Below are 12,929 nucleotides of genomic sequence, written 5' to 3'. Positions count from 1 at the left end.
AAGAAGAGGGTTAAGCGCCCTGTAGCCAACTAACATAAGGAGAGATCGTGCTTTTTTAAAAGCTACCTAGTTTATTGAGTTCGATGTAGTTGCTTGGGACACTGTCAGTCAAGCAGGCATCCTTTCCTGATCTGCAAGGCTTTATCCGATCCTGATGCATCTGGTCAGCATTGACTCTTATAAGAACGGGCTTAACTGTCTACCCATCTACTTTACTGGCTGCTTCTGCGTCCTCCGATAAACGGGCATGGTGGCTTGTGCCTTTTGTTAGAGTGAGATGACATCTTAGCTAATAATCCTGAATTTACTTTAGTGGAATGTTCCTGATTTGCTCGTCTCTTCTTGACTTAGATGAGTCTTCAACTATATATTCATCTACATTGGCTCATCCGTCTTCATTGAGCACTAAGCTTATGCTCTCAGGTTGATCTTTAGAATCAGACTTAGATACTTTAAAAGCTTTTTGCCTCTTTTCTATTCATTTTCTTGTCGCTCTCAGCAACATCAGTACAGCAAAAAGTAAGTTTAAAATATAGGCCTACAGCTAGCACAGTAAGCCTATTGCTCTATTGTTTCAGAAGTGTTTTAAATAACCTTAAGTATCTACTGCATCATAGATTACTACTTTAGACCATAATGGAGAGCACTCTTCGACAAAATTCTTATGTATAGGATGCACCTGATAAGTGTCCTGATCTTCAAGGTTATCAAAAATAAGCAGTAGTGAAAAGCTATATCCTCGCTCAATAACTGGTCGGTTAGTAGTTGCAGGGACTCCTACATGAAATGTTTTAACTGTCTCAACAGCTTTTAACTGTTTTATTCCGTCTAATAGCTTAGCTCTTTCATCTGATGAATCAGGATTCTTAAGCCAAAAAAATACATGATGTACAAACATATCTTTTTCCTTCTTTTATAAAATTGCTGAATATATACTAAGTAACAAAGTATAAAAAGGTTAATTAGTTAGGGCATAATTTATGTTAGTTAAATATAACAGGTTAATGTTGGCTTAGGTTGCGACTGTTCCATTAAACCTTTACCTGTTCATGTTTCTTTGATTACATTTACCTGTTATATTAGCAATTTGTATAGCAAAGAAGAAAAACAATGATAGATGAAACCCACAACCCCTGGACAACCCTTTCCAGCCGACCTGTTTATCAGAACCCATGGATAAATGTACGGGAAGACCAGGTACTTAACCCGAAAGGTGGAGAAGGTATTTATGGTGTTGTCAGCTTTAAGAATAAAGCTATTGGTATTATTCCTATAGATAATGAGGGCTATACTTACCTGATTGGGCAGTATCGTTATGCACTGAATGAATATTCGTGGGAGATACCAATGGGAGGTGGCTTAATTGAAGATGATATATTGGAATCTGCTAAACGGGAGTTAAAAGAGGAAACAGGTTTTACTGCAGCTAAATGGACAAATATTGCAAGGCTGCATACTTCTAACTCTGTTACAGATGAGGAAGGCTTTGTGTTTTTAGCTCAAGGGCTTACTGCTGGTGATACTGCATTTGAAGATACAGAAGAGTTGCACATTAAGCGGGTGTCTTTTGATGAGGCTGTACAAATGTGTATGACTAATAAAATTACAGATGCCATTAGTGTCGCAGGTATTCTTAAAGCTGCTTTTCTACTCCAGGAGCAAAGCCAGAAATAACTGCAGTTGAAGGTGCGAAAATGTTGTTTCAGATTTATTGAATTATTCAACAATTATCATTGTAATAAAAAATAGAGCTAACTTGATAAGCAGCAGAACCTTCTTACAGTCGAGGACATGAAAGCCATAAAATATCTGTCACAACGTATATATACAACATGGTGCGTTACCTGGTTTGTGATGCCCTTTGTAATTACGTATCCATTACAGGCTTACTTTGCACGGAAGGAGAAACGGTACAAATATTTGCATAATGTTAATCGCTTTTGGTCTACAGCAGCGTTGCGTATGTTTTTAACTCCGGTTAAAGTGGAGTGGCGCATGCGTTTTGATCCTGAAAAGCTGTATATATTCACCCCAAACCACAGTTCTTATCTTGATATACCATTATTGCTGCACACCATCCCAGGATTTCTTAACTTTGTAGGCAAAAGCTCATTAGCAAAGGTGCCGTTGTGGGGTAAGTTTTATGATAAGCTCTATATTTCAGTAGACCGTAAAAGTGCTGTAAGTAGTGCTAAAAGCTACATTAAGTCTGTTAAGACACTAGAGCAGGGGCGTAACCTCGTTATTTTTCCGGAGGGAACAATTCCGCCAACGGCAGGAGAGGAGCTAATGAGCTTTAAGGAAGGGCCCTTTAAAATAGCCATTGAAAAGCAGTTGCCGGTAGTGCCGGTAACAATACCTTATAACCACAAATTTCTACCTGATCTCGATGGTAAGTTGAAAGTAAGGTGGCATCCGCTCAAGATAATTATTCATGAGCCGATTGAAACAGAGGGAATGAAACTAGAAGATTTACCAGCGCTGAAAGAAAAAGTATTTAATATCATTCAAACAGAAATAACAAAACATAATAAGACGCATGTCAACAGATATTCAAACTATAAGGAACTTAGCACACTTAGCGAGGCTTGAGTTTAACGAGGAGAAAGAGCAGGAAATGCTGCAGGATCTGAATAAGATTCTGGATTGGGTAGATAAGCTTCGTGAGCTTGATACGGAGAATGTAGAGCCTCTTATCCACATGACAGAGGAGGTAAATGTAATGCGTGAGGATGTAGCCAGAAATGAAATTACACATGAAGAAGGCTTGCTGAATGCGCCTAAAAAAGATTCTGATTATTTCAGAGTACCTAAAGTACTGGAATAGTCTGTTGGTTTACTGATGAATAGAATTAAGTTCTGGAATAACTGGGATACTGGTCATAAGTATCCCTATATTTTTTTATTGACTCTAGCTCTTGTAGCGTTGCTACAGGGCATATATTATTATTTTACAGGAGATAATTATGTCTTTGGCTGGGATAAGATCTCTGATCTGCAAGTAGTGCCTGTACCAGTAAATGAGGTGACAAGGTTGCTGGAACCGTTTACGCTGTCTATAGACGGTTATCTTGTGCTTGAGCAATATGATGTAGCGTTACCGAGACTAAATATAATTGCGGCCTGTGTTTTCCTGGCTGTTCTGGCTGTAGCGTTGGCTTACTATACGGCAGCTATCAGTACCATGCTACGGTTTGCTTATTATGGTGCTGCACTGCTACTAATGCTGTTTCTGGCCACTTTTAACTTCGATTTGCTAGATGTTTTCGGGAGCAATGCCAGCCAAACGACATTGTTGGTAAGCATTGTGCTTTTAATTGGAGTGAGCTATGGCTTCCAGGCGTTTTGGCAGCAGGTAAGCTTTGTATGGCGGGTGCTGGTTATGCTGTTGCTGATTGCCTTGCTAGGGGGCCTGATCTTTAGTGAAGCAAACCTTCCGGCAAGGCTAACTGCTTTACATCTTGTTAATTACAGTTCGCTTGGCACATTGATCGTCACTGTGCTTTTCATGATTTGGGTTTCTTATGAAAACGTTAATGCACTGCTTTGGATTAATACCCAAGGCAAAAGTCCGGAAAGGCGCTTTAGTCTCTGGCAGTTTATACTGATTAGTGGCCTCTACCTTACAAATCTGCTTTTGTTGTATCTGCGGCATGTAGGGTATATACAGGAAGAGTTGTTTTATGTAAACGCCTATGTTATTCTGTTCTTTTCAACGGTGGCAGGCTTTTGGGGAATGCGGCAACGAGAGGCATATTATAAGAGATTGTTCTCTTTTCAGCCTGCAGGTGCTGTGCTGTATCTTGTTTTTGGAACTATCGCATTCCTTAGTATAGGATATGCTTTTGCTACAGCTAATGACTCCCTAACTGTACTCTACCATGACCTGATTGTGTATACGCATCTGGCCTATGGTTTTATGTTCTTTGTGTACATCATGGTTAACTTTGGTCGTATGTTAGGTGAGCGTGTGGCAGTATACAAAGTAGTCTATGATCCCAGGAATCTGTCTTTGTTCTCCTTCTTCCTGATGGGAACAATTATATTAGGTATACTGGTGATGCGTACGCAGTACAGAACCTATTTTTATGCTCAAGGTGGTTATTACAACTATATAGGAGACTTTTATAGCGCCTCTGATAACACCATTTTAGCAGAGCGCTTTTATATGGAAAGCGATGTTTTTGATGCCAACAATGTTAAGGCTAACTACAGCCTTGCTGGCATGTACCGGGAACAGGAGCAACGGAATAATGAAATTCTGAGGCTACAGGATGGCCTGCTTAAACGCCCTAACCCAAAGCTTTACATTCGCCTGGCTAACCTGTACGATGAGAAGAAATATTTCTTTGAGAAACTCTATGTGTTACAGCAGGGAGTGGAGAAATTTCCGGAAAGTGCAGAACTCTACAACAACCTGGCGCTATTGTATACAGAGACAAGTATTATTGATAGTACCAACTACTATTTTAACTTAGCTCAGGAGTATACTTCAGACAAAGACTTTATTCGGAGCAACAGGTTAGCCTTTTATACGCGGCAAGCTATGCTGGAACCAGCACAGGAACTTTTGGATGAAAGTGGCAGAGGGAAGTATAAATCATTGCGTAGTAATATAGCTGTGTTGCGGCAATTGCTTGGGCAGGAGCCTGAAAGCAGAGAAGCTTTTGTGCCAGATTCGCTGAAGTCTGTAGAAGATTTTACTTTGTTTTATAACCAGACTGTCAGTGCTCTGGGAAATGGTGATACAACAAATCTCAGGTATATTAACAATTACCTTAATGTGCAAGGGAACCAGCTTTTCTACGAAGATTTACTTTACCTGAAAGGATTGGTGCATCATTACGATGGCAGAGCTAAGGAGGCCAGAAGCGTGGTAGAAAACCTGGCGCTTTCATCATCATCAGCGGAAAGTGGCTACTACTACAATGTCTTAGGGATATGGATGCTGGAGGAAGAGAATTTCAGAGCCGCCGCGCATTATTTTGCCCAAGCGAAAGATTTAGGATTTACACAGGCGTTCTTGTCACAGGGATATGCACTTGCACTGGCAAATCAGCCGAAAGAAGCCGTCTCGGCACTGGAAGAAGTAGGCTTTACAGAAATTGAGTCGGCTATGTCTGTCGCACAAAGTTTAGCAATGGTACTAAGGCAAGACATTTCCTCTATACTTACGCAGGCTTCCGATAAAGACAAAGTACAGTACTTATTGACTTACCTGCCAGACCTTAGCTCGGAAGAAGTAAGCTCTTTAGTGCAGTCTGTACAGGAGAAAGATCTTAAAAGAAGAGCACTGATAGCACGTATAGAGTATTTCTTAGCTAAGCAACGTTGGCGTGCAGCATATGATGCCATCAAAGAAACAGCCCCCTACCTGCGGGCTGAAGGGGAATTACGTTCGGCTCTTAACCTGCAGCAGTTAAAGCTGTGGCTCTATACAGACAATTACGATGCTTTGCTAAACCGCTTGGATAACTTGTACCTTAACGATCGGGATAAACGATATAAGTTCTACTTTCGTGCAAGAATTGCGGATGCCAAAGGCAGAAAAGAAGATGCTGCAAACCGTTATGAACAGGCACTCAAAGTTTTAATCTATGATGAAGAGGTTGTTATGGCAGCTGCTGATTTCTTTTCAAAGCAAGCCCCGGATAGCTTGAAGGCTTATAACATTCTGCTAGATGGAATTACCTATAACCCTTATGCTGCTCCCTTACTGAAAGCTTATGCGTTGGAGAGCATTGATCAAGGCTTGGGCAGCTATGCAGAGCATGCATTCGCTACTTTAGAAGATTTGCTTCCTGCTGAGGAATACAGTACATTTATAGAGAAATTCGAGAACCAGCGCCAGGAGGTTGAGGCTCGTGCCGAAAACTGGCAATAAAGAAAAAGCCCTATGAGCACCATCATCGAGACACACGACATCTCCAGGGTATACCGCATGGGTAGTGAAACTATACATGCATTGAAGTCGGTATCCATCAGTATTAACAAAGGTGAATACGTTGCTTTTATGGGGCCATCTGGTTCGGGAAAGTCTACGCTGATGAACATTGTCGGCTGCCTCGATACTCCAAGTGGCGGAAACTACATCCTGAACGGGAATGATGTAAGCAACATGACAGACAATGAACTTGCCGAAGTGCGGAATAAGGAAATTGGCTTCGTGTTTCAGACATTTAACCTGTTACCGCGTCAGTCATCTCTGGAAAATGTTGCATTGCCTCTGATTTACGCTGGTTATAGCAAAAGCCAACGCGAAGAAAAAGCACAGCGAGCCTTAGAAAGCGTTGGGTTGGGACACAGAAGCGGTCATAAACCCAATGAACTTTCAGGTGGCCAGCGCCAGCGTGTCGCGATAGCACGTGCTTTGATTAACGATCCTAGTATTATACTAGCCGATGAACCTACTGGTAACCTCGATACCAAAACTTCTTATGAAATAATGGAGCTTTTCGAGAACCTGCACGCCAAAGGCAACACCATTATAATGGTTACGCACGAAGAAGATATTGCCAAGTATGCACATCGCATTGTGCGCCTGCGTGACGGGCTTGTTGAGTCGGATATTATTAATGATGATGTAACCACTTTTGCTAAAATTCAGGCAGAGCAGCACTAAATGAAAATTTACACTAAAACCGGTGATAAAGGTACAACCTCCCTTATTGGCGGAACGCGTGTGGCAAAATCACACTTACGTATAGAAGCGTATGGTACTGTTGATGAACTAAACGCTTATATTGGTTTGGTGCGTGACCAGGATGTTAACAAAGGCAGATCAGGTATATTAAAAGAAATACAAGACAGGCTGTTTACCATGGGGGCTTCCTTGGCATCTGATCCTGAAAAAGAAACAAAAAAGACACCAGACCTGCACGAAAAGGATATAATACTACTGGAGCAGGAAATTGATGTTATGACGGCTGAAGTGCCCCCGCTGCGTGCCTTTGTTCTGCCGGGCGGGCATCAGTCGGTCTCTTTCGGACATGTGGCCCGGTGTGTATGTCGTCGTGCCGAGCGTCTGATTATTCGGTTGCAGGAAGAGTCGCCGGTAGAAGATCTGGTGGTTATTTATCTGAATCGCCTGTCTGATTACCTTTTCGCTCTTTGCCGTAAAATGACGTATGAGTTACAGGCAGAAGAAATTGTCTGGAAACCAAGAATGTAATTACCTAACCTAGAGATAAATATTGATTTATGTCAGTAGATACATTTACCATACCTGTACAACGCGTGGAGAAGTCGCGCATTTCGGAAGTAGATTTCGATAACCTTCAGTTTGGGAAAACTTTCTCTGACCACATGTTTGTGGTTGATTATAAAGATGGCGTTTGGCAAGACCCACAGGTACTGCCTTACGGCAATATGTCGTTGAGCCCTGCCACTTCATCATTGCATTATGGGCAGGCTTTGTTCGAAGGCATGAAAGCGTATAAAGATGCCAATGGTGATCTTCTGCTTTTCAGACCGCTGGCTAACCTGAAGCGTCTTAACTCTTCAGCAGAGCGCCTGTGTATGCCAGAACTACCGGAAGAACTGTTTATGCAAGGCCTGGAGCAGTTGCTTCGCCTTGATGCAGCGTGGGTGCCGTCAAAAGCAGGTTCTTCGCTTTATATTCGTCCATTGATGTTTGCCACCGATGATTTTATCGGTGTAAGACCATCTTTAACTTACCGCTTCCTGATAATAGCAGGGCCTGTGGGTAAGTATTATGATGTGCCTGTAAAAGTAGCTGTAGAACCTAATTATGTGCGTTCAGCAGAAGGTGGAGCAGGGTATGCCAAGGCTGCAGGTAACTATGCCGCTGCCTTGTTGCCAACCCGCAAGATGCAGGAGAAAGGCTATGATCAGCTTATCTGGACAGATGCCAAAGAGCACAAGTACGTGGAGGAATCTGGTACTATGAACGTGATGTTTGTAATTGATGATGTATTAATTACGCCAAGCTTAAGTACAAGCATTTTGCACGGAGTAACACGCGACAGTGTACTACAGGTTGCCAAAGATCTGGGTTATAAAGTAGAAGAGCGTAAAGTTGCAGTAGAAGAAGTGATAGAAGCACACAAAGCTGGTAAACTTCAGGAAGCTTTCGGTACAGGAACTGCAGCCATCATCTCTCAGATTGCTCTTATTCACTACAATGGACAGGATTATGAACTGCCTCCTGTAGAGGGTCGCAAAGTGTCTAACCAGGTAGCTATTGAGCTGGATAAAATAAGGACAGGCCAGGCACCGGACAAACACAACTGGGTGTACAAAGTTAGCCTTTGAGCTTTACAGTAAATTAAGATGCTGAAGTGTATGCGACTGTGCTTATACTTCAGCATTTTTCCTTTTTATATATTTGAACATTAATTATAAAACAGATGACTGCTGAGCAGGTAAAAGAGTTAAAGGCCAGAGTAGAGGCCTTGAGGAGGTATCTTTGACTACGATGCCAAAAAGGAACAAGTAGAAGAAACAGAAAAACAAACTACTGCCCCTGATTTTTGGGATGACCCAAAAGCAGCCGAGAAACTTCTAAAAGATATAAAGTCAGTAAAAGTGTGGACAGACCACTATGAAGAGGTAGAGAAGGCCGTAGCTGATTTTGAAGTGCTGTTCGACTTTTATAAAGAAGGCGATGTATCGGAAGAAGATATTAAGCAGGAGTTTAGTAAAGCCTCAGAAGAAGTAGAAGGTTTAGAGTTTAAGCGTATGCTTAGTGGGGAAGAAAACCAGCTAAGCGCTATACTGGAAATCAACCCTGGTGCAGGTGGTACAGAAAGCCAGGACTGGGCTGAGATTCTTATGCGGATGTATATTATGTGGGCTGAGTCGCATAAGTTTGGTGTGAAGCAGATTAACTACCAACCTGGCGAAGGAGCGGGTATAAAGTCTGCGACGTTAGAGATTACTGGAGACTTTGCCTACGGTTACCTAAAGTCAGAGATTGGTGTACACCGCTTAGTGCGTATTTCGCCTTTCGACTCCGGGGGGCGTCGCCATACATCTTTTGCCTCTGTGTTTTCTTATCCAGTTGTGGATGATACCATTAATATTGAGATAAACATGGGTGATATTGAATGGGACACTTTCCGGTCTGGTGGTGCCGGAGGGCAAAATGTGAACAAAGTAGAAACGGCTGTTCGCTTGAAACATAAACCTACAGGTATTGTGATTGAGTGCCAGATAGAACGCTCACAGCTCATGAACAAGGAGCACGCCATTCGTATGTTGAAATCACGCCTCTACCAGATGGAAATAGAGAAGCGGAACGAGGAACGTGACCGCATTGAAAGTACTAAAAAACGTATTGATTTTGGTTCTCAGATACGAAACTACGTGCTGCACCCCTATAAACTCATTAAAGACATTCGCACCGGTGTAGAACGCTCAGATGTGCAAAATGTGTTGGATGGAGATTTGGATGAATATATTAAAGCTTATCTGATGCAGGCATAGTCCAGCGATCCTATAAAAAAGCCCCTAATAACTGCTATTCTCTTAATAATAGCAGTTATTAGGGGCTTTTTTATAGATTATAGTTTAGCTTTGTTATGAAATTTTAAAAAAAAATATATTGCACAGAATAAAAAAAAAGTTAATCTTGTGTGCGAAACTAAGATGAATTAAATAAGAGTTTATATGAAGTACTAGTTTACAAAGAACCGCGCTGTTCCTATACCAATTCTGATATCTATTACTTATTAGGAGCTACAACAACCTATCTTAAGAAAACTTACTTAATATTTTAGGGGTCTCATTTTATGAGGCTTTTTTATTATTACTTTAAGACATACCTAACAAGGTATGTGGCAATGTATTGCCCATTTTTTTATTACAAACCCAAACACAATCTAACTTTTAACTATTTACACCTTAACACAAATGAGAAAACTGCTATTACTAAGTTTTACTCTGGTGCTGACCCTGATGCAGCAGGCTTTTGCCCAGAGTAGGACAGTGTCTGGTACGGTAACGGACCAGTCTACTGGACAAGGATTACCCGGAGTGTCAATTCAAGTGAAAGGAACTTCGGTAGGTACAGCAACAAATGCTGATGGCGCATACACAATTAATGTGCCAACTAATGGTACAACATTAGTATTTCGTTTTATTGGCTACAAAACTGTAGAACGAGATATCTCTGGGGCAAGTAATATAAATGTTTCTCTTAGCCTTGATAATGCGCAACTTTCAGAGGTTGTTGTAACAGGTTATGGAGAGAGAAAACAAGAGTCATTTACAGGGTCTGCTGTTACATTAGGAGGTGCTAAGTTTGAGAACAAACCTTTTGCAACAGTGGATCAAGCGTTACAGGGCAATGTACCCGGCTTGCAACTTTCTTCCTCTTCAGGTACACCTGGTGCTGTTCAAAATATACGCATCAGAGGGATTAGCTCGATCACAGCTGATAATGAACCTTTGTATGTAATTGATGGGATTCCAGTTATGAACCAGAATGTTAATGATGAAGATACAGGAACAGGTAGTTTGAGTCCTCTTTCGTCTATCAATAGTAATGACATTGAAAACGTAACAGTGCTGAAAGATGCCAGTGCAACTGCGCTATATGGTGCTCGTGGCGCTAACGGTGTTATTGTAATAACTACAAAAAGAGGAAAGGCCGGTAAGCCTGTTGTTAGTTTCTCCGCTCAAACAGGTGTGGTTTCCAGAGCAGTAGATGGTGCTGATATGTTAAGTGCAGCACAATTAGATGAACTGTATTATGAAGCGCGTGTAAACGCTGGCCAGGCCACAAGCATTGAAGATGCCAGAGCTAGGTATAACAGTGGCTGGGATGGTGTTACAGATACCGATTGGAAAGATGTAGTAACAAATGATGATGCCATAACCCGTACTTATGACTTATCAGTAAGAGGAGGTAATGAGAAATCCAGATACTATGTTTCTGCAGGGCATTTCCAACAAGATGGTGTAACCGTAGGTTCAAATTATAAGAGAACAACCGGTAAAATTAATTTTGAAAATGAGCTTTCTGATAAGTTTACTTTAAGTACTTCCACAAACGGATCGTACGTGTTGCAAAACGGTCAGTTGGAAGGTGCAGCGTATTATGGTAACCCTGAATCAGCTTATTTATTTACAAGTCCATTTTATAGTCCTTATAATGCAGATGGATCGCTTAATCTAGATTTAGGAGGAAGCCAGTATAACCCGTTATATATTGCTGAAAATGACATCAATCGTAGAAAGCAATCCCGAATACTTAATTCAACTGCAGTAGAATACAGGATTCTAAACAATCTAAAATTTACTTCTTCAATTGGCCTTGATTATATCATCAATGAAGAACTGCTCTATGATAATCGTCATCATGGTGATGGCGTTAATAGTGCAACTGATCTGAGCCAGAATGGTAATTCTTATGTGTATAACAACAGAAACTTTACCTACGATTGGAAAAACATGTTGGATTACAGCTGGGTTATTAACAACAATAACAAGCTGGATTTTAAACTAGTGTATGAGGCTCAAAAAAATAGCTACTACACAGTTGCTACAGGTGGTTATGGTATAGCAGCTGATGGTTTGGTTTATCCTTCATCAGTTGGCACAGTAGATTATGGTACTGCCGCTGCTACTGACTGGGCTATTAACTCTGCAATGGCTTTAGTTACCTATACGTTAAGAAACAACATCTTTATAGATGGTACATATAGAAGAGAAGGACACTCTAGATTTGCACCATATAACAAATGGGGAACGTTTTACTCAATAGCTGGATCTTGGTTACTTTCTGATGAAGCATTTATGCAGGGAACCAGTGAGTGGCTTAGTAATGCTAAGCTAAAAGCATCTTATGGAAAAACAGGTAATGCTGGTATTGAAGAGAACCTATATCAGTCTTTCTTAAGTTATAGCGGTTCATACAACTCCAGTCCGGCTGTTTCTCCGGGCCAATTTGGTAACAAGTACTTAACCTGGGAAAACAACTATTCCTATAACGTTGGACTAGACTTTGGACTTTTTAACAGAATAACTGGTTCAGTTGAGTATTTCAACAGAAAGTCGACTGATCTTTTACAGGATGTTCCTCTTTCTTATACCACTGGGTTTAGCTCTCAATACCAGAACGTAGGCGACATGGTAAACAAAGGTTGGGAAGTAAGTGCTAATGCCGATATCATTAGAAGTACAGACTTTAAGTGGAATTTAGGTGTAAACTTTACTTCTGTGCATAACGAAGTAACCAGACTTGCTGAAAATTTAGATGGTGGGGAAATTACGATTACTGAGAATAGTGTAAGACGAGTGGCAGAAGGACAGCCTGTATTCTCTTGGTATATGCCTACATGGGCCGGAGTAGACGTGCAAACAGGTGCTCCTCTATGGTATGTAGAAGGCACTAGTGGCGAAACAACTTCTACATACAGTAAGGCAGGGTATTCTTATCATGGAAGTGCTATGCCTACCTTCTTTGGTGGTTTAAATACAAGGTTTGACTATAAGGGGATCTACTTGTCTGCAAGCCTGTACTATTCAACAGGAAATAAAGTATATGACAGCTATGCTCACTATACATTATCTGATGGTCGTTACAACTTTACCACATCAAATGGATATGCAACCCTGTATGATAGATGGCAACAGCCAGGGGATGTAGCAGAAAACCCTAAAAATGTTTACGGTAATACTTCAAACTCCGCTGCAGCATCTACCAGGCGTTTATATGATGCTGAATATTTAAGATTAAGAGACGTAACACTTGGGTATAACCTTCCGGCAGCGTTAATTTCAAAGTTAGGTTTAAGTAATGTTAATCTGTACGTGAAAGGAAATAACCTGTGGACTTGGGTTAAAGATGATAAACTTACTTTTGACCCGGAAGTTAAGCCTAACGGATTGTTACAAATAAATGCGGCTCCGCTTAAAACAATTGCAGTAGGTATCAATGCAAGCTTTTAAAGTTTAAAAGAATA

At 41.1% G+C, this 12,929-nt stretch carries 10 protein-coding genes; 9 read left to right on the top strand and 1 reads right to left on the bottom strand.

Going from position 1 to position 12,929, the window contains the following annotated elements:
* Positions 1–595 precede the first annotated feature (595 nt).
* On the bottom strand, positions 596–898 hold the full coding sequence (locus tag LN995_RS04490; protein ID WP_229958777.1) for a Dabb family protein: 303 nt from the start codon (positions 896–898) through the stop codon (positions 596–598).
* A gap of 212 nt (positions 899–1,110) precedes the next feature.
* Between LN995_RS04490 and LN995_RS04485 the strand changes: the two genes are divergently transcribed.
* The 9 genes from LN995_RS04485 to LN995_RS04445 all read left to right on the top strand — a co-directional run bounded on the left by LN995_RS04485 (position 1,111) and on the right by LN995_RS04445 (position 12,915).
* Positions 1,111–1,674 carry an NUDIX domain-containing protein gene (locus LN995_RS04485; protein ID WP_229958775.1) on the top strand — a complete coding sequence of 188 codons (564 nt, stop codon included), beginning with the start codon at positions 1,111–1,113 and terminating at the stop codon, positions 1,672–1,674.
* 117 nt (positions 1,675–1,791) lie between these two features.
* Entirely contained in the window at positions 1,792–2,592 is an 801-nt protein-coding gene (locus LN995_RS04480; RefSeq protein ID WP_229958773.1) for a lysophospholipid acyltransferase family protein, read from the top strand.
* Positions 2,540–2,827 (top strand): Asp-tRNA(Asn)/Glu-tRNA(Gln) amidotransferase subunit GatC, encoded by a 288-nt coding sequence (gatC, locus tag LN995_RS04475; RefSeq protein ID WP_229958771.1) that lies wholly within the window; start codon positions 2,540–2,542, stop codon positions 2,825–2,827. The genes LN995_RS04480 and gatC overlap by 53 nt, the downstream gene beginning before the upstream one ends.
* 15 nt (positions 2,828–2,842) lie before the next feature.
* A complete protein-coding gene (locus tag LN995_RS04470) occupies positions 2,843–5,884 on the top strand; it encodes a tetratricopeptide repeat protein (protein ID WP_229958769.1) in 3,042 nt (1,013 codons plus the stop codon).
* Positions 5,885–5,896: 12 nt separating this feature from the next.
* A complete protein-coding gene (locus LN995_RS04465) occupies positions 5,897–6,622 on the top strand; it encodes an ABC transporter ATP-binding protein (protein WP_262910404.1) in 726 nt (241 codons plus the stop codon).
* Positions 6,623–7,171: a cob(I)yrinic acid a,c-diamide adenosyltransferase gene (locus LN995_RS04460; protein WP_229958767.1), complete on the top strand. Its 549-nt coding sequence runs from the start codon at positions 6,623–6,625 to the stop codon at positions 7,169–7,171. It begins immediately after the preceding gene.
* A 29-nt stretch (positions 7,172–7,200) separates the two neighbouring features.
* Positions 7,201–8,274, top strand: coding sequence for a branched-chain amino acid aminotransferase (locus LN995_RS04455; protein WP_229958766.1), 1,074 nt, complete (start codon positions 7,201–7,203; stop codon positions 8,272–8,274).
* 95 nt (positions 8,275–8,369) lie between these two features.
* Positions 8,370–9,447, top strand: a protein-coding gene (gene prfB / locus LN995_RS04450; protein WP_229958765.1) for a peptide chain release factor 2 whose coding sequence is annotated in 2 segments (ribosomal slippage) — positions 8,370–8,429 and positions 8,431–9,447 — 1,077 coding nt in all. Because the reading frame shifts where the segments join, the coding sequence is not laid out codon by codon here.
* Between the two features lie 426 nt (positions 9,448–9,873).
* The gene (locus LN995_RS04445; protein WP_229958764.1) at positions 9,874–12,915 is read left to right on the top strand and encodes a SusC/RagA family TonB-linked outer membrane protein; all 3,042 of its coding nucleotides are present in this window, start codon (positions 9,874–9,876) and stop codon (positions 12,913–12,915) included.
* The last annotated feature ends 14 nt before the right edge of the window (positions 12,916–12,929 follow it).

Source organism: Pontibacter silvestris (genome assembly GCF_020907275.1).
Lineage (GTDB): Bacteria > Bacteroidota > Bacteroidia > Cytophagales > Hymenobacteraceae > Pontibacter > Pontibacter silvestris.
This window is presented reverse-complemented; position numbering and strand designations above follow the sequence as displayed.